Source organism: Monashia sp. NPDC004114 (assembly GCF_053603855.1).
Genome location: NZ_JBSGGK010000026.1, coordinates 1 through 22586, shown reverse-complemented (window position 1 = coordinate 22586; position 22586 = coordinate 1). Strand labels below are relative to the sequence as shown.

Genomic DNA, 22586 nt, shown 5'->3' with positions numbered 1-22586 from the left:
GTCATACTGATCACCGCGCCCCCGTGGCCCAACTGGCAGAGGCAGGCGACTTAAAATCGCCAACGGTGAGGGTTCGAGTCCCTCCGGGGGTACGCCGGGGTGCCCAGGGGTGCCATCGGGCGACATTCCGGTGACCATCAGGACACGGACCAGGGCGCGCAGGGCACGGTTCGGTAACGGCCTGGCCCAACCGGTGGGCGTCGTTGGGCGGGCACCCATCTTGTGCACCTACACTGACCTGCGAGAACGAGGTCCAGGGGGCTGCTGTCGACGTGCTCCTTCGCGGCCGCGCCGCGCCCGCAGGCGCGTGATCACCCAGGGAGTACGAAGGAGCCAAGGCGTGCTGGAGCATCGTGTCGCCGGTGCGACGACGGCCGCTCCGCCGCGCCCGGCGTGGGGCAGCGAGCCCCGGCTCGTCGAGTTCTCGGTGAAGTTCGCCGCCGCGCTGCGCCGCAGCTGGGCCGACCCGCTCGTGCGTCGCGGCATGCTCGGCATGACGCTCGTCGCTGCCGGTTCGATCAGCCCGGCCTTCCTGCCCTCTGACGCCTTCGAGCCACCGTCGTCATCGCTGATCGACCGCCTGAACCTCGAGTGGCTCGGCGGCCCCGTCGGGCGGGTCGTCACGACGGCGCTGCTCGCGGTCGGCATGGCGCTGCTCGTCGACGCGTGGCTTCGGCTGCGGCCGGTGAGCGGCCGCAAGGCGCCGTCGCTGGCCTGGCTGTTGTGGAGCGTGCCGATCCTGTTCGCGCCCCCGTTGTTCAGCCGCGACGCCTACAGCTATGCCGCGCAGGGCCAGATCATCCTGCGCAACATGGACCCGTATGCCGTCGGTCCGTTCTGGGTGGCGGGACCGTTCGCCGACCAAGTCGACCCGATGTGGGTCCAGACGCCGGCGCCCTACGGTCCGCTGGCGCTGCAGGTGCAGCACGCCGTCGTCAGCCTCTTCCCCGAGAACGCCTATGCCGCGGCCATCGCGATGCGGATCCCCGCGCTGCTCGCCGTCGGCATCCTCGCCTATGCACTGCCGCGGCTCGCCGAGCGCTACGGCGTGAGCGGGCGGCATGCCCTGTGGCTCGGTGTGCTCAACCCGCTGGTGATCATGCACTTCGTCGGTGGCGCACACAACGACGCCGGGATGGTCGCGCTCGTGACGCTCGCGCTGCTGCTCGCCAGCCGCGGGCAGTTCGTCATCGCATCGATCACGCTCGCGGCAGCGGCCGCATACAAGCAGACAGCCGTGCTGGCCCTGATCGGGATCGTCGGGATGGCTCTGCAGGCCCAGGGCGACCTGGCGCCCGGGGCCCGTGCCCGGCTGAGGGCGATGCTGCGGCATACGGCCGTCTACGGATCGGTGGTGCTGGCCGCCTTCGTGGCTATCACCACCGTCTCCGGGCTGGGCTACGGCTGGGTCCCGAACCTGTCCGTCCCCGTGACGCTGCGCTCGCTGCTCTCGCCGCCGACCTTCGTCGGCAGCGCGGTCGAGTGGGTCATGACCATCGGGGGTATGCCGCAGAGCTGGACGGCCGCGCCCGTGCCGATCGCGCAGACCATCGGCCTCGTGGCCGGGATCGTCGGCATCGGCTGGATCGCGTGGCGGGTCGCGCCGCGCAACCCCGTGCTCGCGACCGCCGGGGCCCTGCTCGTGCTCTGCGCGTCCGGCCCGGTCATCCACCCGTGGTACCTGCTCTGGGGCGGCCTGCTGCTCGCCGCAACGCGACTGCCGGAGCGCTACATCCGGACCATGGTCGTGGTCACCATGTTCTTCGTCACCTACAGCGTCGTGGACGCGACGGTCTCCAACGGCACGTGGGCACTCGGTGTCTCAGCGGCGATCTGGATGATCGCCAGGCTGCGCTCGCACCGGCGCCGCGTGAACGAGGAGGACGTGCTCCGGCGGGCGCCCCTGCCCGCCACCCGGGCCTGAATGGTCAGCGGACCTGGCTGAGGGCGATGCCGTCGAGGATGTCGTGCTCGGAGGTGACCACCTCGGTGATGCCGGCCCGGTCTGCCACGCGCTGCACGACCCGCCGCCACACGAGCGCTCCGGCGCCGATGACGTCGACGCGCCCCGGATGCATGTAGGGCAGCGCCGCCCGCTGGGCATGCGTCATCGCGAGCAGGTCGTCAGCGGCCGCGAGCACGTCGCCGACTGCGTTGCGGGACAGGTGGATTCGCTCCGCGTCGTATGCCGGCAGGCGCAGCAGGTGCGCCGTGATCGTCGTGACGCTGCCGGCGAGGCCCACGAGGGCCTTGACCCCGGCGAAGGGCACCTGCGCCTCGGCGGCGTCGATCGCCGCGTCGATGTCGCGGGTCGCGGCCGAGATCTCCTCGGCTGTGGGCGGGTCGCCGGCCAGGTGGCGCTCGGTCATGCGAACGCACCCGATGTCGACGGAGCGCGCCGCCTCGGCGTGGAGCGTCCCCCGGACGAACTCGGTCGAGCCGCCGCCGAGGTCTACCACCAGATACGGGCCTGGGACCCCGACCGCTCCCAGCCCGCCCGTTGCACCCGTGAAGGACAGCTCGGCCTCCTCGTCCCCCGAGACCACCTCAGGCGAGACCTCGGCGCCGAAGTGCTCACCGAACGCGGCGCGGACGCCGTCGATGAACTCCCCGGCGTTCCGGGCGTCGCGCGAGGCCGACGTCGCCACGAAGCGAGCCCGCGCGGCCCCGAGCTCACGGCACTGCGCGGCATACTCGCGCGTCATCCGCAACGTGCGATCCATCGACTTGGGTGCGATGACCCCGGTGCGGTCGACGCCGAGGCCGAGCCGGACGATCTCCATCCGGCGCACCACGTCGCGCAGCGAGCCGGTGGCGGGATCGATATCGGCGACGAGGAGCCGGATCGAGTTGGTGCCGCAGTCGACCGCGCCGACCCGCACGCTGCCCTCACCCACCCTCGGGCCCGGTCTCTGCGTCCTCGGCGGCGTGGATCGCGGCGCACGAGGTGGGCTCCCACCAGTCGTCGAGCATGGCGAGGGCCTCGTCGCCGAGCGGGTTGACGCCGGGTCCGGCTGCCAGCGAGTGCGCCACGAGGACATGCAGGCACTTGACCCGCGTGGGCATGCCACCGGCCGAGATGCCGGCGATCTCGGGCACCTCGCCCAGCTCGGCCCGCCGGGCGAGGTAGTGCTCGTGGGCCTGCCGATAGGCGGCGGCGAGGGCCGGCTCGTCGGCGAGCCGCGCGGTCATCTCCTTCATGACACCCGCCGTCTCGAGCGTGCTGATGGCGCCGGTGAGCCGAGGGCAGGTCGCATAGTAGGTCGTCGGGAACGGGGTGCCATCGGGCAGCCGGGGCTCGGTGTGCAGCACATCCGGCTCACCGCACGGGCAGCGATGGGCGACGGCGGCGACGCCGCGGGGACGCCGGCCCAGCTGGCGCTCCACGGCGTCGAGGTCTGCCTGCTCGACGGGCGTCCGGGGGTCGCTCACGCGGGGGTCCCTCCTCAAGGGTCGGTGCGAACCGCTGGCACAGGTGGCCGCAGGTCGCGAGGTCAGGGCGGCTTGGTCAGGCGCCGACGTCCGGGCGCCGCCGTCACGGCGCCGACGAAACGCCGGCGGCCGGGCGGTCGGCGATCTGGATCGACTGCCACACCTTGCCGTACCACGGCGACGACGCGTTGGCCAAGGGTGCCGCGACGACCGGACGCGACGCGGCGGCAGCGTTCGCGTCGTCGGTCGTGGGGTTGATGACGGTGTAGGCGCGGTCACCCACGCGGACGAACTTGAGGCGCTCGCGCGCCTGGACCTCGATGTATGCCGGGTCCCTCCAGAGCGCCGCCTGCCGTTGGAGGTCCTGCACCGACTGGCGCTGTTGCGCGACCTTGTCCTGCATCGCCGAAGTGTCGCTGCGCTGCTGGATCAGCGACCGGAGCGTCGGCAGCAGGGTCACGGCGAGCATGACGAGGATGCCGAGCATGATCGCTCCGCGAACCCAGGCGGTCGACGCCGACGGCGGCTCCGGCTGAGGCGTGCGGGTGCGGGCCGCGAGCGCGGGGCGCTCCTTGCCCTGTCCGGGACGGCTGGGTCGCGCCGCCCCGCGGGACGTGCCCGGCCGGGTGCCGGACGTGCTCGACCCTCCGGACCCTGCAGTCGAGCGGGACGAACGGGTCGAGCCGGACGACCCGCCGGACGACCCGCCGGACGACCCGCCGGACGACCGGCTGGACGACCGGCTGGACGACCCGCCGGATCCGGCCCGGCCGGGACGCGGTGCGGCCGGCCGCCCACCGCCCGACGGGCGGCTCTGGGAGCGGCCCGGCCGGGACGGCGTGCGGTCGGCCATCGAGCTCAGCCCTCGCCGCCGAAGCGCGCGGCGTCGAAGCGCGGGAAGGCGCCGGCCCCGGCATACACACCGGCGTCGTCGAGCTCCTCCTCGATGCGAAGCAGCTGGTTGTACTTGGCGACGCGCTCGGAACGGGCGGGTGCGCCGGTCTTGATCTGGCCGCAGTTCGTCGCGACGGCGAGATCGGCAATCGTCACGTCCTCGGTCTCACCCGAGCGGTGGCTCATCATGCAGCGGTACCCGTTGCTCTGAGCGAGCGTGACCGCGTCGAGCGTCTCGGTGAGCGTGCCGATCTGGTTGACCTTGACCAGCAGCGCGTTGGCAGTGCTGGTGGCGATACCGCGGCCCAGCCGCTCGGGGTTGGTCACGAACAGGTCGTCGCCGACGATCTGGACGCGCGTGCCAAGGCGGTCGGTGATGGCCTTCCAGCCGTCCCAGTCCTCCTCGTCGAGCGGGTCCTCGATGGACACGAGGGGGTAGGCGTCGACGAGCTCGGCGTAGTAGTCGATCATCTCGGCCGACGACTTCGACGCGCCCTCGAACTCGTACGACCCGTCCTTGTGGAACTCCGATGCCGCGACGTCGAGCGCCAGAGCGACGTCCGTGCCGGGCACGTAGCCGGCAGCCTTGATGGCCTCCACGATGATGTCGAGCGCGGCCCGGTTGGACTCGAGGTTCGGAGCGAACCCGCCCTCGTCACCGAGCCCGGTGGCCAGGCCGCGGTCGTGCAGCACCTTCTTGAGCGAGTGGTACACCTCGGCGCCCCAGCGCACAGCCTCACGGAAGCTCGGCGCGCCGATCGGGGCGACCATGAACTCCTGGATGTCGACGTTGGAGTCCGCGTGCGAACCGCCGTTGAGGATGTTCATCATCGGGACGGGCAGCACGTGGGCGTTGGGGCCGCCGACGTAGCGGAACAGCGGCAGACCGGCCGACTCGGCCGCGGCGTGCGCGACGGCCAGGGAGACGCCGAGGATCGCGTTGGCACCGAGGTTCTCCTTGTTCGCGGAGCCGTCGAGGGAGAGCATCTCGGCGTCGATGAGCCGCTGCTCGCTCGCGTCGAACCCGACCAGGCGCGGGTTGATCTCCTCGATGACCGCGTCGACGGCCTGCTCCACGCCCTTGCCCAGGTAACGGCCCTTGTCGCCGTCGCGTCGCTCCGACGCCTCGAAGGCGCCGGTCGAGGCGCCCGAAGGCACCGCCGCGCGCGCGAACGTGCCGTCGTCGAGACGGATCTCGACCTCGACCGTGGGGTTACCTCGCGAGTCCAGGATCTCGCGAGCGCCGATCTCCTCAATGCTGGCCACTGACTCTCCTCAAGCTGGCAGGGCATGTGCCGCGCACAGCCCCGGACGTCGGCGGCCGGGGCGGGCGGTCTCGATGTGTTGGATGCGTGTCCGGTGTGGTGCTGGTGTTTCGCGTTGGTTGCCGTGCGGTGACGGCACCGGGTGCTGCACCGAGCCTAGCCCGTATGCCGCGGCGCCCGACGGAGCGACCCGGCATTCGGGCGGGCACGCCGGCTCGCGGGGGCGGGGCAGGGCAGTCGCCGCACCATCCTGCTCAGAAGGCGCGTATTTCGGAGCACTTTTTCCCTTCTTCGTCACCCGAGGACGCGCGAAGCGGGCATACTCGCACTTAGCCATCCGGGGGGGTGGGAGCTGGTCGAGTCGAGGGGCGCCCGTGCGGTGTCCCGGGGGTGGAGTGTGGACATGGGGCAGCCCATGCGTGATGCAGGGGTATTTCTGCTTGACGTGAGTGCTCGTCCCGTGACGCAGCCGCTCAGTGAACGATCCCGGAGCATCCGGCTGCTTCAGCTGGCGATCGCGGGCGGCGACCTTGTCGTCATCACGCTCGCCATGGTGCTGGCGGCGATCGGGCGGACGAGCCTGAACCTGTTCTCGGCCGCGGCCGACGTCAACGCGGTGGCCCAGTCGGTCGGGGTCTGGATCATCGCCGGCTGGATGCTCGCCAACCTCTGCACCGGCACCTACACCAGCACCTTCCTCGGGGTCGGCACCGTCGAGTACGCCCGGGTCTGCAGCGCCGCCGGGCTCACGGCGGGTGCGATCGGCATCATGAGCTACCTGACCAAGTTCAACCTGTCGCGCGGTTTCTTCGTGCTGCTCTTCGGCATCGGCCTGCCGTTGCTGCTGCTCTGGCGCTGGTACGCCCGGCGACTCGTGCATCACGCCCACGCTCGGGGGCACCTGCTCACGCGGGTCCTCATCTCCGGGTCGCAGGAGCGGGTCGACGACGTCGTCGCGGTGCTGGAGCGCGAGTCGTGGCTCGGCTACCACATCGTCGGTGCCCTCACCCCCGCCGACGAGTCCACCAAGAGCACCCCGCGCGGCGTGCCGGTGGTCGGGAACACCTCACAGACCGCCGAGTCGGTGCTTGCTGAGAAGGCCGACCTCGTCGTCTTCACCGAAGGCGCGTTCCCGTCTGCGGTCGACTTCCGGCGCATCGCCTGGGACCTCGAGGGTCACCACGTCCAGATGGCGGTCGTGCCGAGCCTCTCGGACATCTCGTCGGGCCGGATCGCCATGCGCCCGGTCGGCGGTCTGCCCCTCGTGCACGTCGAGCAGCCGCAGAGCCTCGGCGCCTCGCGCGGCTTCAAGCGCGCGTTCGACCTCGTCGGGGCCAGCATCCTGCTGGTGCTCGCCTCGCCTCTCATGCTCGTCTTCGCCGTCGCGATCAAGGTCCAGGACGGCGGCCCGGTGCTGTTCAAGCAGACCCGGGTGGGGCGCGACGGCCAGCTGTTCGAGTGCCTCAAGTTCCGCAGCATGGTGGTCGACGCCGAGGCGCGCCTCTCCGGGGTCACTCATCTCAACGAGTCGGACGGCGTGCTGTTCAAGGCCCAGCGGGACCCGCGGATCACCAAGGTGGGCCACCTCATCCGCCGCTTCTCCATCGACGAGCTGCCGCAGCTGATCAACGTCATCAACGGCGAGATGAGCCTGGTCGGGCCGCGCCCGGCGCTACCGTCCGAGGTGCGCCGCTACGCACCCGACGTGCAGCGGCGCCTGCACGTCCGCCCGGGCATGACGGGGCTGTGGCAGGTGTCCGGCCGTAGCGACCTGTCGTGGGACGACACGGTGCGCCTCGACCTCTACTACGTCGACAACTGGTCGATCGTCCAGGACCTGTCGATCATGGCCAAGACGCTGGACGCCGTGGTCCGCTCGCGCGGCGCGTACTGACGGACGTCGGCGAGGACACGCGGCTCGATAACGTTATCGAGCCTGCGCATGGCCGACCCTGCGGGCCGGTAGGCTCCGGATGTGAGCCCAGTCGGACGCGTGAAGATGGAGGACGTGGCCCGCGCGGCGGGCGTGTCCGTCGCGACGGTGAGCAAGGTCGTCAACGGCCGCTACGGCGTCTCCCGCGCAACCTTCGAGAAGGTCTCGAACGTCATCGACGACCTCGGCTACGAGATCAGTCTCGGCGCCCGTAGCCTGCGCAGCCACCAGACCAACATCATCGGCGTCCTCGTGGCCGAGTTCGAGCCCTTCAGCACCGAGCTGCTCAAGGGCGTCTCCGACGCGATCGACGCGACCGGCTACGAGCTCCTCGCCTACTCGGGCGGCCACCGCGGAGGCGCCGTCGGCTGGGAGCGCCGATCGCTGAGCCGCCTCGGCGGCACCCTCATCGACGGCGCGATCATCGTGACCCCCACCGTCGTCGACGCCCAGACCGGCATCCCGGTCGTGGCGGTCGACCCGCACACCGGCCCGTCCGACGTCCCCACGATCGAGGCCGACAACGTCGCCGGAGCGGTCATGGCCACGGAGTACCTCCTGCGCCTGGGGCACCGGCGCATCGCATTCCTCGGCGGACGTTCGGACCTGGAGTCCGCGCGGCTGCGCGAGGAAGGGTTCCGCCAGGCGATGGCCGCTGCCGGGATCCCCGTCGACGAGGGCCTCGTGCGGGTCGGCGGCTACCGCCCCGAGACGGCCGAGGCCCCCGCCCGCGACCTGCTCACCCTGCCGCAGCGGCCCACCGCGATCTTCGCGGCCAACGACCTGTCCGCGATCCGCACCATCGAGGTCGCCCACGAGCTCGGCCTGCGAGTGCCCGACGACGTGTCGGTCATCGGCTTCGACAACGTGCCCGAGTCCGCCCTGACGCGCCCGCCGCTGACGACGATCAGCCAGCCGCTGCGCGAGATCGGCGCGACCGCGCTCGAGATGCTCGTCGGCCTGCTCGACGGGCAGGACACGCCGATGCACGTGCGGCTGCCCACGTCGATGGTCGAGCGCGAGTCCTGCCGCCCGTTGTGAGCCGGTTCTGGTCCGGTGTGGTGCCAGCCGGTCAGTGGGATGACCGGCCGGCACCACACACCATGCCGTATGCCGTCAGGCGCGCAGCCGCGTGGTCGTCCAGCGGCTGCCACTGACGTCTACGACGTGGACGTCGCCGAGGAGGGGCACCGTCGCCTCGGTCTCGACGTCCTCGCACGAGCGGCCGACCCAGAGGTGGAGGTCTCCGGGCTCGACCACGCGCACGCCCTCGCGGTTGGTGAAGGCCAGTCGGGCGCGTGGCACCGCGAAGTCGATGTCGACGCTCTCGCCGGGCTCGAGGGAGACCCGGCGATAGCCCAGCAGCTGCGCAACAGGGCGGGTCACGCTGGCCACGAGATCACGGCCGTAGAGCTGGACCACGTCGTCTCCGGCGCGCTCGCCGGTGTTCGTGACCCGCACCCTGGCCTGGACGGGTCCGGCCGTGGTGGCCCCGGGCTGCACGACGAGGTCCGTGTGGGCGAACGTCGTGTACGAGAGGCCATGTCCGAAGGGCAGGGCCGGGGCGCTCACCAGGTTGGTGACGTCGGAGTCGCCGCCCAGCCTCGGGTGAAGGTAGGAGTACGGCTGCTGGCCGGCAGAGCGCGGCAGGCTGACGGGCAGACGCCCGGACGGGTTGACCCGCCCCGAGAGCACGCCCGCGATGGCGCCGCCGCCCTCCTCACCGGGGAAGAAGGCCTGGACGACCGCGGCGCACGTCGACAGCGCCCAGTCGACGGCATATGGACGCCCGGTGAGCAGCACGAGGACGACTGGCGTGCCCGTGTCGACCACCGCTTCCACGAGGGCGCGCTGCACTCCCGGCAGCTCGAGGTCGTCACGGTCGCATCCCTCGCCCACGGTGCCGCGGCCGAAGAGGCCGGCGTGGTCGCCGACGACGACCACGGCGACGTCCGCACCGGCTGCGGCATCGACCGCAGCTGCGAACCCGGACGTGTCGAGGTCGTCGACGGCGCACCCCACGGCGTGGGTGTGCACGCTGTCGGGCCACTCGGCGGCCAGTGCCGATCGCACGGTCGGGACGTCGATCCCGACCTCCGCCTCCGGGTGATGCGCGAGGACATGGTTGAGGAAGGAGTAGCAGCCGAAGTGCGCCTCGGCACGGTCCGCGTTCGGGCCGATGACGGCGATCCGGGCCGGGGCCGAGAGCGGAAGCGTCCCGTCGTTGGCGAGCAGGACGACCGACTCGCTCGCGAGCCGGGCCGCGAGGCGGCGGTGCTCCGGCCCGTCGAGCTCGACCTCGGTCGGCGGCTCGTCGTCGAAGGTCGCGTCCAGCAGACCGAGCTCGGCCTTCTGGGCCAGCGCACGGCATACGGCCCGGTCGACGAGCGACTCGTCGACCGCGCCGGCGCGAACCGCATCGGCCAGCGGCCTGAGGTAGGCATCGCCCGTGGGCAGCTCGATGTCGACGCCGGCGGCGAGCGCCTGCCCGGCCGCAGCGCCGAGGTCAGCCGCGACGCCATGAAGCAGATGTAGGAAGGCGACGCCGTAGTAGTCCGCGACGACGGTGCCGTCGAAGCCCCAGCGGTCCCGAAGCACCCCGGTCAGCAGTCGCTCGTCGGCGGCCACGGGGACCCCGTCGATCTCGGCGTACGAGTGCATGACCGACCGGACGTTGCCGTCGAGCACGGCCATCTCGAACGGGACGAGGAGCACGTCCTCGACCTCCCGGGGACCGGCGTGGACGGGCGCGAAGTTGCGCCCGGCCTGTGAGGCCGAGTAGCCGACGAAGTGCTTGACCGTCGCGTGGACTCCCGTGGACTGGAGCCCCCGGACGTATGCCGTCCCGACGGTCCCCACGAGGTAGGGATCCTCGGCGATGCACTCCTCGACCCGCCCCCAGCGGGGGTCGCGGACGACGTCGAGCACGGGGGCCAGACCCTGGTGGATGCCGAGCTGGCGCATCGTGCCGCCGATGAGCGCGGCCATCTCCTCGACCAGGTCCGGGTCGAAGGACGCACCCCAGGCCAGCGGTGTCGGGAACGTCGCCGCGCGCCAGGCGGACAGCCCGGTCAGCGACTCCTCGTGCACCAGGGCCGGGATGCCGAGCCGCGTCTCGCGAACGAGCCGCCGCTGCTGGTCCCAGAGCCAGCGAGCCCGCTCGGCCACGTCGACCGGCCGGGTGCCGTAGACGCGGGTGAGGTGGCCGAGGCCGTGACGGGTTGCCTCGGCCAGGCCGTACGCCTCGGCGAACTCGCCCTGCAGCGGGGCGACCGCCTCACCCTCGCCCTTCTCCCAGAATCCGACGATCTGGGCGAGCTTCTCCTCCAAGGTCATTCGCGCGACCAGCTCGGAAACCCGGTCGGCGACCGATCCCGCTGCCGGCACGGAGGCGGGCACGGAGGCCGGCGCGGATGCCGGCGCGGATGCCGGCCCCGGAGCCGGTGCGGAGGCCGGTGCAGGCACGTCGGGAGTTGTCTGGAGCTGCGTCACGGAACCTTCCTTAGCAGGGTGAGGAGCGGGTAGGTGCTGGGCGCGGTGCGAGTGGAGGGGAAGCGTCGGCACGCCGAGCGTGGCGGGAAGCCGCCTGGGGCTCAGCCCTTCACGGCGCCCTGGAGGCCGCTGACGATTCTCCTCTGTGCGGCGAGGAAGAAGACCAGCGCGGGGATCATCGCAAGGGTCGTGAAGGCGAACACGCCTGCCGTGTCGGAGGAGTACTGCGACGAGAAGTCCGCGACGCCGAGCGGCAGGGTCTTCATGTCCCCCTGGAGCAGGAGCAGGGGAAGCAGGTACGCGTTCCACGACCCGACGAACGCCAGCACCCCCACAGTCACCATGCCCGGGCCCGACAGCGGCACCACGACCTTCCAGAAGAACTGGATCCGCGTTGCCCCGTCGATCTGGGCGGCCTCCTCCAGCTCGTCCGGCAGCGCCATGAGGAACGGGCGCAGGATCACCACGGTCATCGGCAGGGCGAACGCCGCTTGTGGCAGCGCGACCCCCCACCACGTGTTGCCCAGGTGCAGGTCGCGGGTCACGAGGATGAACAACGGGATGATCGCCACGGTGGCCGGGAAGAGCAGCCCGACGACGAACACCATGTAGAGCGGCTCACGCCAGCGGAAGCGGTAGCGCGCCAGCGGGTATGCCGCCATGAGCCCGAGGACGACGACGATCGTCGTCGTCATGGTGGCGATGACTGCGGAGTTCAGGGCGTACGTCCAGAAGCTGGAGCTGGCCAGGACGGACCTGTAGTTGTCGAGCACCCACGGGCTGGGCAGGCCGGCGGGTGAGTCGGCCAGCTGCGCGTTCGTCCGGAAGCCACCCAGGACGGCATACAGGACGGGGCCCAGGGTCAGGGCCACGACGACGAGCGCCACGGCATACACCAGCGGGCCGGCGCCACGCCGGGCCTTCCTGGTCCCGCGCGGCCCGCGCGCGGGATCTGCGGACCGGCGGCCGGCCGGGGCCGCGGTGTCCAGAGGTCGGTTCACGGTGCCGCTCGCGGTGCTCATCGCTGCCCCTTCGCGGGTCGGTCGGTCCCACTGTCACGGCGCAGGACGAAGAACTGGTAGAGGACGGCCATCACGAGCGCCACGACGAACAGGACCACGGACGCGGCCGCGGCGATGCCGTAGTTCTGCCGCTTGGTGCCCTCGGTGATGAGGAACGTGGCCATCGTCGTGGTGGAGTTCGCGGGACCGCCGCCGGTGAGGATCCACACCATGTCGAAGAGCTGGAGCGAGCCGATCATGGACAGGAAGATCCAGGTCCGGATCGTGGAGCCGAGCAGCGGGATCGTGATCCGGGTCTGGACCTGCCACCAGCTCGCCCCGTCGATCTCAGCCGCTTCGAACAGCTCCTCGGGCACGCTCTGCAGTCCCGCGAGGAAGAGGATCACGGCGAGGCCGAGGTACTTCCACGTCAGGACGGCCATGACGGTCCAGAGTGCGAAGTCGGGCGTGCCCAGCCAGCCCTCCTCGGGCCCCTCCAGGCCGATGGCGCGCATGATCGTGTCGACGACGCCGTACTGCGGCTGGAGCAGCTGGAACCACACGACGCCCGCGACGACCTCGGCCAGCACGTACGGCACGAAGATGATCGTCCGCAGGAGCCCTCGGCCCCGGATGTTCCGGTTGAGCAGCAGCGCGATCCCGAGGCCGAGCGGCAGCTGGATCGCGACCGACAGCACGACGATGACCAGGTTGTGCCGCAGCGCGTCGGTGAACACCTCGTTCTGCAGCACCGACGCGTAGTTCTTGAAGCCGACGAAGTCGACGAGCGGCCCGAAGCCCTTCCACTTGTAGACCGAGAACTGCACGGCCTTGAGGATCGGCCACACCACGAAGGTGAGGAACAGCGCGAGCCCGGGGCCGACGAAGAACAGGATCTCGAGGCCGGTGCGCAGGCGGTTGCGCCGCCGGCGTCCGGCCGCCTGGCGCTCAGAGGCGTGGGAACCAGAGGGCCCGAGGCCCTCCCCTCCCCCGGACCGCGGGAGGGCGAGGCCGGGGGCCGGGGAGGGTGACGACGCGACCGCGGTGGTCCGGTCGAGGGCGGTCGCGTCGTCGGCCATGTCGATCACTTCGATGCGTCTGCCGCGGTCTGGGTGGCGTTGACGATGTCCTGCGGGCTCGCCTTGCCGGCGAACATCAGGGCGATCTCGTCGTTCATCGCGCCGCCGACGGCCTGCCCGAAGGCGGTGTCGAAGTACAGCTGGACGTACGGCGACTTGTCGCGCACCTGGAGCAGTGCGCCGAGGGCCGGGTCCTTGACCGAGCCGGTCGCGGCCGAGTTGGTCGGCAGGCCCATGTCGCGCTCCGCGAAGCCCTTCTGCACGTCATCGCTGAGCAGGTAGTTCACGAAGTCGACGGCCTCCTTGGGTGCGTCCTGCGAGACAGCCCAGGCGTCGCCGCCGCCGAGGGTCGCGGCCGGGTCACCGGCGCCGCCGGCCACCGACGGGAACGGGAACCAGCCGAGGTCGTCGCCAAGGCCCTTGTGGTCCGCGGTGAGGCCCTGCATGACACCGGGCTCCCAGTGGCCCTGCATCTCCATGGCGACCTTGCCGGTGGCCAGCAGGCCGGAGGCGCTCGTCGGACCGGTCTGCGCCGGCGTCGACAGGAAGCCCTTGTTGAACGGCTTGGTCGCGATGACCTTCTGGAGGTCCTCGCCGGCCTTGACGAAGCACTGGTCCGAGAACTTCAGGGTCTTCACCGCGCCGGTGAGCACGTCCTTGGAGCAGTCGCGCAGCGCGAAGTAGTACCAGTAGTGGGCCGCGGGCCACTTGTCGCCGGCGCCCACCGAGATCGGCTCGATGCCGGCGGCCTTCAGCTTGTCGACGTCGGCGTTGAGCTCGTCCCACGTCGCCGGGGCGGCGGTGATGCCGGCCTTGTTGAACAGCGACTTGTTGTACCAGAAGCCGACGACGCCCATCGAGAAGGGCAGCGCGTACGTCTTGCCGTCGACCTGCCAGCCCGCCACGGAGCCGCCGAGCTTGCTGATCGCGTCGGCGGAGGCGTCGGACAGGTCCTTGGTCAGGCCCGCCTGGACGTGGTCGGCGAGCTCGCCGCCACCACGCTCCATGTAGACGTCCGGAGCGTCGCCGCTCTGGAACGCCGCGTCGAGCTTGGTCAGCATGTCCTCGTGCTGCATTGCGTTGACGTCGATGTGCACGTTGGGGTGCTTGGCCTCGAAGTCCTTCGCGACCTGGTCGTAGTACGCCTTGCCGGGGTCGGTGTTCGAGTTGTGCCACCAGGTCACGGTGACCTTGCTGCCGGCCGTGCCGGTCGAGCTGTCGCCGCTGCCGCTGCCTGCGGAACCGCATGCACCGAGACCCGTTGCGACCACCACACCGAGGGCCAGCGCCCGGTAGATCGGTGTCCTCTTCATCCTTTGGAGCTCCTCGTCCTTGAGCGAGTTGTTGCGAGTGCGAGGCACACGCTGGCAGCCGTCACGCAGGTGTGTCAATCGTTCTCGATAACGTTCTCGATAACGATTGAAAAGACGGGAACACTCGCGAGGCGGATGAGTTCAGTGAGCACGAGGAGACGAGCGGGACTCATGTGGCCACCCGCTCACTCGACCCAGCCCCGACGAGTGAGCGCTCCGTACCACCCGTCACACAACACGTGGGCTGGTGGGACTGCGCGCCCACTCGACCAGAGTGGGCCGGCGGCGGGCTCCCGTCGGCGGCTCCCTTCCTCGTCGAGTGGGCGCTCCGTCTCATCCGTCACACGACCATCACGCAACGCGTGTGGCTGGTGGGACTGCGCGCCCACTCGACCAGAGTGGGCCGGCGGCGGGTTCCCGTCGGCGGCTCCCTTCCTCGTCGAGTGGGCGCTCCGTCTCATCCGTCACACAACCGTCACGCAACGCGTGTGGCTGGTGGGGCGACGCGCCCACTCGACCCAGCCCCGTCGAGTGAGCGGCGGCGGGTGGGGCTGTCAGCTGCGGCTGGGCCGGCCGCCCTCGCTGACCGCGGCCAGCCGGCGCAGCGTCTCGCGCAAGGCCGCCTCCGCGTCGATACCCTGCGCCCGGGCTCTCCGGACGAGGTCGAGCAGGCGCGCCCCGAGGTCGCCCTCGGCCACCGCCGCGTCGACGAGATCACCGCGGCCGGCCTTCTCCAGCCGGCCGACGTACTTCTCCGCCCGCGCCAGCGCCGGCAGCGACGTGGGCACTCCCTCGACCGGGTGGGTGCGGTGCTGCTTCTCGCCGGCCTTGATCGTCTCCCAGTTCGCAGCCACCGCGTCGGGAGTGTCGGCCTCGACATCGGCGAAGACATGCGGGTGCCGCCGGACGAGCTTGTCGACGAGCTCCCCTGCGACGTCGTCGATCCCGAACGGCTGGGTCGGATGCTCCTGCGCCACCCGCGACTGGAAGGCGATCTGCAGCAGCAGGTCGCCGAGCTCCTCCTGCATGTGCGCCCGGTCGCCGCTCTCGATCGCCTCGATCGCCTCGTGTGCCTCCTCGAGGAGGTAGGGCACGAGGCTTTCCGGGGTCTGGTCGGCATCCCACGGGCACCCACCGGGCGACCGCAGCCGGTCCATGACGGCCACGACGTCCAGCAGCCGCGCGCCGGGCACGTCGAACGAGCCGATGAGCAGCTCGACGTCGGGTGGCTCCTGGAGCCGTGAGACCTCAACTGCCACAGCCTCGCTCAGCCCTGGGTCGCCGTCGGCCGAGCCGACCCAGACGACGTCGCCGTATGCCGTCTCGCTGACGAGGTCGCGCGCCAGCGCTGCCGGGTCGGCTGGGTCGTGCGCCTGCACGACGATGCCCGTCTCGGCCACGGCGGCGGACTGCGGCTCGTCGGGAACGCCCCAGACGGCATACGCCTGCTCGAGGGTCGACCAAGCCTCACGCGTCAGCAGGCCCGGCGCGATGCGCGGGGTGGAGACGAGCAGGACGAGGCGAGCGGACACGAGGAGGTCGGCGGGGTGGGGGCGGGCCTACTGGGCGGGGGCCGGCTGTGTCGTCGCCGCCGGGGCCGGCTGGGTCGAGGCGACGATCCAGTTCGGAGTCTGCTGCCCCAGGGTGAAGTAGACCGGGCCCTCGTTGGACTTCTTGACCTCGCCGAAGCGCGGGTTGACCGAGATGTCAGCCTTGGCGAGGCTCTCGCGGTAGGCGGCGACGTCGGCCTCGGTCATCTTCTGGGACTGGATCAGGGCAACCGCCTCGACGAACTGCTTGGTCGTGTCGGTCGCGTCGGGGATCGTCGCGATGACCGATGCGTAGGTCTCGTCGGGCTTCCAGCTGCCGGACTTGGCGACGACATCCTTCAGCAGCGGCGCCGCGATGAGGGCGGTGACCACGATGGTCTCCGAGAAGTCGAGCTTGGCGGCCTGAAGCTGCTCGTAGGTCTTCTGCACGTCCGTCTGGCTGATCATCTGGCCGTTGACGACGGCTGCGGCCTGCTGCCGGGTCGCGAACCCGCATCCGCCAAGGAGTGCGATGGCGGTCACGGCGGCGATGGTGACGGTGACGAGTCGCCTGGCCGACGAGCCGGACCGTGCAGACACGCGAGCTGACAGGGCCTTCACTGAATTCCTCCTCTGGCGGATGCGTCAGTCATCTTACGGGGCCCCGGCCCCGGCCCCGACACCAGCGCGCGTGACGGCTTGACCGGCCGCGATGTCGTCGAGAAGGACCGCCGTCATGAGCTGTCGCGCCCAGGTCAGGATCTCGACGTCGCGCAGTGGTTTGCCCCCGACACGGGCCGTCATCGGGACCGGCACGAGCATGGTGCCGAGCGCCGGCTTGAGGATGGTCCCGGGGTAGAGGCGGTTGAGCCGCAGCTGCTGGCTCTCCCGGAGCTCCGGGAGGGGACCGAAACGCACGACCTTGCCCTGCACGCCGATGTCGCCGATCTTCGCCTGCCGCGCGACCACGCGCAGCCGGGCGACCTCGAGGAGGTTCTCGACCGGGGCGGGCGGTGCGCCGTAGCGGTCTCGCAGCTCGGCCTCGATCTCGTCGACGGCCTCGAAGGTCTCGACGGTCGCGAGCTTCTTGTACGCCTCGAGACGCAGCCGCTCCCCCGGCACGTAGTCGTGCGGCAGGTGCGCGTCGACGGGCAGCTCGATCTTGATCTCGGCCGGGACGTCGGTGGTCTCGCCCTTGAAGTCGGCCACGGCCTCGCCGATGAGCCGGACGTAGAGGTCGAAGCCGACGCCCTCGATGTGACCCGACTGCTCGCCGCCGAGCAGGTTGCCGGCGCCACGGATCTCGAGGTCCTTCATCGCCACCTGCATGCCGGCCCCGAGGTCGGTGTGGCTCGCGATGGTGCGGAGTCGGTCGTGTGCGGTCTCGGTGAGCGGCTTCTCGGGTGGGTAGAGGAAGTAGGCGTAGGCCCGCTCCCGCCCGCGCCCGACCCGGCCACGGAGCTGGTGCAGCTGCGAGAGCCCCAGCACGTCCGACCGCTCCACGATCAGGGTGTTCGCGTTGGAGATGTCGAGGCCGGTCTCGACGATGGTCGTGCAGACGAGGACGTCGAACCGCTTCTGCCAGAAGTCCTCCACGACCTGCTCGAGCCGGTGCTCCCCCATCTGTCCGTGGGCGGTCGCGATCCGCGCCTCGGGAACGAGCTCGCGCAGCCGGGATGCGGCCTTCTCGATGCTGCTGACCTTGTTGTGCACGAAGAAGACCTGCCCCTCGCGGAGCAGCTCGCGACGGATCGCGGCCGTGATCTGCTTCTCGTCGTAGGCACCGACGAAGGTCAGCACGGGGTGGCGCTCCTCGGGCGGCGTTGCGAGAGTGGACATCTCGCGTATGCCGGTCACGGCCATCTCGAGCGTGCGCGGGATCGGGGTGGCCGACATCGAAAGCACGTCGACCGCCGTGCGCATCGTCTTGAGCAGCTCCTTGTGCTCGACCCCGAACCGCTGCTCCTCGTCGACGATGACCAGCCCGAGGTCCTTGAAACGGATCTCGTTGGCCAGCAGGCGATGCGTGCCGATGACGAGGTCGACGCTGCCGGACGCGAGCCCCTCGATGACCTCGCGTGCCTCCTTGTCGGTCTGGAAGCGCGACAGCGCCTTCACGGTCACCGGGAACTGCGCGTACCGCTCGGAGAAGGTCTGCTGGTGCTGGCTGACCAGCAGGGTGGTCGGCACGAGCACGGCGGCCTGTTTGCCGTCCTGGATCGCCTTGAACGCCGCACGCACGGCGATCTCGGTCTTGCCGTAGCCGACGTCGCCGCAGATGAGGCGGTCCATCGGGATCTGCTTCTCCATGTCCGCCTTGACCTCGTCGATGCTCGACAGCTGGTCGGGCGTCTCGACGTAGGCGAACGCCTCCTCGAGCTCGCGCTGCCACGGGGTGTCGGGGCCGAACGCATAGCCCTTGGTGGCCTGCCTGGCGCTGTAGAGCCGGATGAGGTCGGCGGCGATCTGCTTGACGTACCGCTTCGCCCGTGACTTCGTCTTGCTCCAGTCGGAGCCGCCCATCTTGTTGAGGGTGGGCTGCTCGCCGCCGACGTACTTGGTGACCTGGTCGAGCTGGTCGGTCGGCACGTACAGCCGGTCACCGGGCTGCCCGCGCTTGCTCGGGGCGTACTCGATGACGAGATACTCGCGGGTCGCCCCACCGACGGTGCGCTGCATCATCTCGACGAAGCGCCCCACGCCGTGCTGCTCGTGGACGACGTGGTCGCCGGGGCGCAGCTGGAGCGGGTCGACCTGGTTGCGGCGGCGCGACGGCATACGCCGCATGTCCTTGGTGGAGGTGGAGCCGGCCTGGCCGGTGAGGTCGGTCTCGGTGAGCACCTCGAGGCGTCCCGCCTCGTGGACGAAGCCGCGGCCGAAAGGTGCGGTGGTGACGCTGACGAAGCCCTCCGCGAGCCCGTCGGCGTCGGCGAGGTCAAGGGGGCGCACCGCGACCTCGCGCTCGCGCAGCACCTCCTCGACGCGCTTGGCCAGACCCGGGCCTTCGGTGACGACGGCGACCCGCCAGCCCTCGCGTGTCCGCTCGCGCAGGTGGTCCACGGCCCGGTCGGTGTCGCCACGGTAGGCCTCGCTGTCGACGCTGCGCACGGCGATGCGCTCGTCGACGTCGTCCTCCTCGATGACGAGGTCCTCGTCGGCCGCGAACGGGGTCAGAGTCCACCACGGGCGGTCCTGGGCGACCGCATGCGCCCGGACCTGCGCGAGGGTCCAGTACGAGGCGCTGCCGAGCAGCGACTGGAGGTCGACCGGGACCTGGTTGCCGGCGGCGGCGTTGGCCCAGCTCGCCTCGAGGAACTCCTGGCTCGTGGCCACGAGGTCGTGGGCGCGGCGCCGGATGCGCTCGGGGTCGGCAAGCACGATGAGCGACGTCGGCGGCAGGACGTCGAGCACCGACTCCATGCCGTCGACGAGCGCGGGCGCGAGGGACTCCATCCCTTCGACGGCAATGCCTTCGGCGATCTTCGAGAGCATCTCGGAGACGCCGGGCAGCTGGTCGGCCAGCGCCCGGGCGCGGGCGCGCACGTCGGCGGTGAGCAGCAGCTCGCGGCACGGCGGGGCCCACAGTCCGTGCTCGGCCACCTCGAGGGACCGCTGGTCGGCGACCTTGAACCAGCGCACCTCCTCGACGGTGTCACCCCAGAACTCGACGCGGACCGGGTGCTCCTCGGTGGGCGGGAAGACGTCGAGGATGCCGCCGCGCACGGCGAACTCGCCGCGTCGCTCGACGAGGTCGGTGCGGGTGTATGCCGCTGCCGCGAGGGCGTCGACGACGTCCTCGAGCGGCCGCTCGTCGCCGCTGCGCAGCGCCACCGGCACGAGCTCGCCGAGTCCCTTGGTCAGGGGCTGAAGCACCGCGCGCACCGGCGCCACGACCACCGAGAGCGGGCCGTATGCCGGGTCGTCCGGGTCGGGGTGCGCGACCCTTCGCAGCACGGCCAGACGACGGCCGACCGTGTCGCTCCGCGGGGACAGCCGCTCGTGCGGCAGGGTCTCCCACGACGGGAAGACGGCGATCCGCTGTGGCGGCAGGAACACGGCCAGGGCGGTCGCGAGGTCTTCTGCCTCACGGGTCGTGGCCGTGACGACGACGATCGGCGAGGCGTTGGCGGACGAGTCCGTGGAAGTGTCAGTGGACGTGTCAGTGGACGTATCTGTGGACGAGCTCCCGTCGGCCCGCTGGGCCAGGGCGGCGACGAGGAACGGACGTGTGCCGTCGCTGGCGGAGACGTCGACGAGGCGTGCGCGACCGACCTGATCGAGAACGTGGCGGACATCGGGAAGCGCTCGGAAGGCGCGCAGGAGTGGGTGCGACATCAGGGTCCCCAGTCTAGGTCGGCCCGGTGACGCTGCCGGACACCCGCCAGGACGCACCGAACGCGGCGTTCGGGGGCGAACCAGGGGCTGAGGACGCCGAGCTCAGCACCGAGCGCGGCGTTCGGCGTCGGTTACAAGAGGTGAGGACGCCGAGCTCAGCACCGAGCGCGAAGTTCGGCGTCGGTTACAAGAGGTGAGGACGCCGAGCTCAGCACCGAGCGCGAAGTTCGGCGCCGATGGGCCCGGAGCTCCCCGGCGTGCCCGGCGCTCCCCGGTGTGCCTGGCGCTCCCCGGTGTGCCCGGCGCGCCGCGGCGTCAGCGCGGTGCGTGGAACCGCTGCTGGGCGTCGAGCAGGCCGACCTCGATGAGCGCCTCGACGGCGTCCGCGGCGTCGTCGAGCAGGAACGGGAGGTTTTCGCGCTCGGTCTTGCCGAAGTCCTTGAGGACGAAGTCGGCCGGGTCCTGCCGGCCCGGCGGGCGGCCGATGCCGACCCGGACGCGCAGGTAGTCCTTGGTGCCGATCGACTGCGACACGGAGCGGAGGCCGTTGTGGCCGCCCTCGCCGCCGCCCTTCTTGAGCCGGACGGCACCGGCCTCGATGTCGAGCTCGTCGTGGACGACGACGAGGCGGTCGACGGGCACGTCGAAGTACTTCATCAGGCCGGCGACCGGACCTCCCGAGAGGTTCATGTAGGTCGACGGGATCGCGAGCACGACCTTGGGGCCGGGCACGCGGAGGCGTACCTCGGCCACCCGGGCGCGGGCCTTGTGCGCCTTGAACGAGGCGCGGCTGCCCGCGACGCCGGTGGCGTCGCGGGCAGCGAGCTCCTCGACGGCCATGGCGCCGACGTTGTGTCGGTTACCGGCATACTCCGGACCGGGGTTGCCCAGTCCGATGACGAGCCAGGTGTCCATGACCTTCCTCGATGGGTAGTGCGGCTGTCGCGTCTCCCGAGTGCCGTGGGCAGCGGGCTACGCGAATGTGCGTGAGGCTCAGGCCTCCTCGGCCTTGGCCTCGCCCTCGGCAGCAGCGCCCTCGGCAGCCTCGCCCTCGGGGGCCTGGCCCTCCGCGGCCTCGGCCTCGGGAGCCTCGTGCTCGATGCCGGCCTCAGCCTCGGCCTCGGCGAGCTCCGCCTCGAGCGCCTCGGCGGAGATGGCCTGGGTGACGTTGACGACGAGCGCATCGCCATCGGTGACAAGCTCGGCGCCGGAGGGCAGCGCGATCTCGGAGGCGAGGATCTGCGTGCCGGCCTGGACGCCCTCGACGGAGACGACGACGTTCTCCGGGATGTTCGTTGCCTCGACGAGCAGCTGCACCGAGTTGTGGTCGAGCGTGACGACCGTCTCGGCGGCGGCCTCGCCCTCGATGTGGACGGGGACGTCGACGGTGACCTTCTCGCCGCGGCGGACCACGACGAGGTCGACGTGCTCGATGACCGGCTTGATCGGGTCGCGCTGCACGTCCTTGGCGAGCGCGAGCTGCTCGTCGCCGTCGACGACGATCGTCAGCAGCGCGTTGACGTGCTTGAGCGCCATCATCGTGTCGTGACCGGGAAGCGAGATATGGACCGGCTCGGAGCCGTGGCCGTACATGACGGCCGGGATGTTGCCGGCGCGACGGAGCTTGCGGGCTGCGCCCTTGCCGAATTCGGTGCGCTTCTCGGCAACGAGCTTGTTGATGTCAGACACGGGGTCTCCTGGTTCTCGGTAGAGGCGATCTGCTGGTCGGCCTCGACGCGGGACGGCGCGCGGTGTCGGGCGGGAGATTCGGGGGTCCGCACGCAGAGGCGGACCTGACCGTAGACATGCCGAGTCGGTCAGGCCGCCGCGTCGATCACGGACCCTGTCACGCGCTGCCGAACAGCCGTGCATCGTCCCTCGCCGAGGCAACTGGTCGATCTTACGGGAATCGTCCCGCACAGTCGAAATCCGCATTGTCCGGGACTGGCGGTGCCGCCCATCTCGGGCGTGTCCCTCAGTGGTCAGCCCATTTGTGTTCGCGCCGGACGACGGCTCCTCGGTAGGCCGAGGCGAGCTGGTCGTACCTGGTGGCGATGCCGCGCCCTTGCTCGTGGTCGTCGAAGGACCGCTCGATCACGTTGGGGCTGGGTGGCCGGCCTAGACGTGCGGGCGGGGTGAGCGTTGTCGACCTGTGCTCGGTCGGAACGGTTGCGCCAGGTGTGCTGGCGGGTCGGGGTCGGCCTCGGCGGGGACGCGTGCGGGGACGCGGGCCGGCGCCGGGGGTGGCGGTGGCGGTGGCGGTGGCGGTGGCGGATGCCAGCTGACCAGCTCGGGTGTCACCTCGGCGGTGAG

The 22586-nt window shown here is 70.9% G+C and carries 16 protein-coding genes and 1 tRNA gene; 4 read left to right on the top strand and 13 right to left on the bottom strand.

Annotated features, from left to right (window positions below; all coding sequences use genetic code 11):
* Positions 1-17 precede the first annotated feature (17 nt).
* Positions 18-92: transfer RNA gene (locus ACWEOW_RS23075), tRNA-Leu, on the top strand.
* A gap of 248 nt (positions 93-340) precedes the next feature.
* The gene (mptB, locus tag ACWEOW_RS23070) at positions 341-1924 is read left to right on the top strand and encodes a polyprenol phosphomannose-dependent alpha 1,6 mannosyltransferase MptB (protein WP_452271592.1); all 1584 of its coding nucleotides are present in this window, start codon (positions 341-343) and stop codon (positions 1922-1924) included.
* Between the two features lie 4 nt (positions 1925-1928).
* Here mptB and ACWEOW_RS23065 read toward each other — a convergent pair whose 3' ends face one another.
* The 4 genes from ACWEOW_RS23065 to eno form a co-directional block, all read right to left on the bottom strand.
* A complete protein-coding gene (locus ACWEOW_RS23065; RefSeq protein WP_452271591.1) occupies positions 1929-2897 on the bottom strand; it encodes a Ppx/GppA phosphatase family protein in 969 nt (322 codons plus the stop codon).
* The gene (locus ACWEOW_RS23060; protein ID WP_452271590.1) at positions 2890-3432 is read right to left on the bottom strand and encodes a DUF501 domain-containing protein; all 543 of its coding nucleotides are present in this window, start codon (positions 3430-3432) and stop codon (positions 2890-2892) included. The genes ACWEOW_RS23065 and ACWEOW_RS23060 overlap by 8 nt, the downstream gene beginning before the upstream one ends.
* Positions 3433-3535: 103 nt before the next feature.
* The gene (locus ACWEOW_RS23055) at positions 3536-4285 is read right to left on the bottom strand and encodes an FtsB family cell division protein (protein WP_452271589.1); all 750 of its coding nucleotides are present in this window, start codon (positions 4283-4285) and stop codon (positions 3536-3538) included.
* A 5-nt stretch (positions 4286-4290) separates the two neighbouring features.
* Positions 4291-5592: a phosphopyruvate hydratase gene (gene eno / locus ACWEOW_RS23050; protein WP_452271588.1), complete on the bottom strand. Its 1302-nt coding sequence runs from the start codon at positions 5590-5592 to the stop codon at positions 4291-4293.
* A gap of 444 nt (positions 5593-6036) precedes the next feature.
* Between eno and ACWEOW_RS23045 the strand changes: the two genes are divergently transcribed.
* Positions 6037-7485, top strand: a complete 1449-nt coding sequence (locus ACWEOW_RS23045) for a sugar transferase (protein WP_452271587.1) — start codon at positions 6037-6039, stop codon at positions 7483-7485.
* Positions 7486-7566: 81 nt separating this feature from the next.
* Positions 7567-8565, top strand: coding sequence for a LacI family DNA-binding transcriptional regulator (locus ACWEOW_RS23040; protein WP_452271586.1), 999 nt, complete (start codon positions 7567-7569; stop codon positions 8563-8565).
* A 75-nt stretch (positions 8566-8640) separates the two neighbouring features.
* Here ACWEOW_RS23040 and ACWEOW_RS23035 read toward each other — a convergent pair whose 3' ends face one another.
* The 9 genes from ACWEOW_RS23035 to ACWEOW_RS22995 all read right to left on the bottom strand — a co-directional run bounded on the left by ACWEOW_RS23035 (position 8641) and on the right by ACWEOW_RS22995 (position 21962).
* Complete coding sequence (locus ACWEOW_RS23035; protein ID WP_452271629.1) at positions 8641-10923, bottom strand: beta-xylosidase/alpha-l-arabinosidase; 2283 nt, start codon at positions 10921-10923, stop codon at positions 8641-8643.
* A 194-nt stretch (positions 10924-11117) separates the two neighbouring features.
* Positions 11118-12038: a carbohydrate ABC transporter permease gene (locus tag ACWEOW_RS23030; RefSeq protein ID WP_452271585.1), complete on the bottom strand. Its 921-nt coding sequence runs from the start codon at positions 12036-12038 to the stop codon at positions 11118-11120.
* On the bottom strand, positions 12035-13096 hold the full coding sequence (locus tag ACWEOW_RS23025) for a carbohydrate ABC transporter permease (RefSeq protein ID WP_452271584.1): 1062 nt from the start codon (positions 13094-13096) through the stop codon (positions 12035-12037). Before ACWEOW_RS23025 ends, ACWEOW_RS23030 begins: the two co-directional genes overlap by 4 nt.
* Positions 13097-13101: 5 nt before the next feature.
* Positions 13102-14409, bottom strand: coding sequence for an ABC transporter substrate-binding protein (locus ACWEOW_RS23020; RefSeq protein WP_452271583.1), 1308 nt, complete (start codon positions 14407-14409; stop codon positions 13102-13104).
* A 554-nt stretch (positions 14410-14963) separates the two neighbouring features.
* Positions 14964-15941, bottom strand: coding sequence for a MazG family protein (locus tag ACWEOW_RS23015; RefSeq protein WP_452271582.1), 978 nt, complete (start codon positions 15939-15941; stop codon positions 14964-14966).
* 27 nt (positions 15942-15968) lie between these two features.
* Positions 15969-16559, bottom strand: a complete 591-nt coding sequence (locus ACWEOW_RS23010; RefSeq protein ID WP_452271581.1) for a hypothetical protein — start codon at positions 16557-16559, stop codon at positions 15969-15971.
* Between the two features lie 33 nt (positions 16560-16592).
* Positions 16593-20273, bottom strand: coding sequence for a transcription-repair coupling factor (gene mfd, locus ACWEOW_RS23005; protein ID WP_452271580.1), 3681 nt, complete (start codon positions 20271-20273; stop codon positions 16593-16595).
* Positions 20274-20588: 315 nt separating this feature from the next.
* A complete protein-coding gene (pth, locus tag ACWEOW_RS23000; protein ID WP_452271579.1) occupies positions 20589-21188 on the bottom strand; it encodes an aminoacyl-tRNA hydrolase in 600 nt (199 codons plus the stop codon).
* Positions 21189-21266: 78 nt separating this feature from the next.
* Entirely contained in the window at positions 21267-21962 is a 696-nt protein-coding gene (locus ACWEOW_RS22995; protein WP_452271578.1) for a 50S ribosomal protein L25/general stress protein Ctc, read from the bottom strand.
* Positions 21963-22586 lie beyond the last annotated feature (624 nt).

Excerpts from the sequence above, each read along its gene's own strand:
- ACWEOW_RS23055 (WP_452271589.1), bottom strand. The coding sequence starts at position 4,285 with ATGGCCGACCGCACGCCGTCCCGGCCGGGCCGCTCCCAGAGCCGCCCG.
- ACWEOW_RS23030 (WP_452271585.1), bottom strand. The coding sequence starts at position 12,038 with ATGAGCACCGCGAGCGGCACCGTGAACCGACCTCTGGACACCGCGGCC.
- ACWEOW_RS23025 (WP_452271584.1), bottom strand. The coding sequence starts at position 13,096 with ATGGCCGACGACGCGACCGCCCTCGACCGGACCACCGCGGTCGCGTCG.
- ACWEOW_RS23020 (WP_452271583.1), bottom strand. The coding sequence starts at position 14,409 with ATGAAGAGGACACCGATCTACCGGGCGCTGGCCCTCGGTGTGGTGGTC.
- mfd (WP_452271580.1), bottom strand. The coding sequence starts at position 20,273 with ATGTCGCACCCACTCCTGCGCGCCTTCCGAGCGCTTCCCGATGTCCGC.
- pth (WP_452271579.1), bottom strand. The coding sequence starts at position 21,188 with ATGGACACCTGGCTCGTCATCGGACTGGGCAACCCCGGTCCGGAGTAT.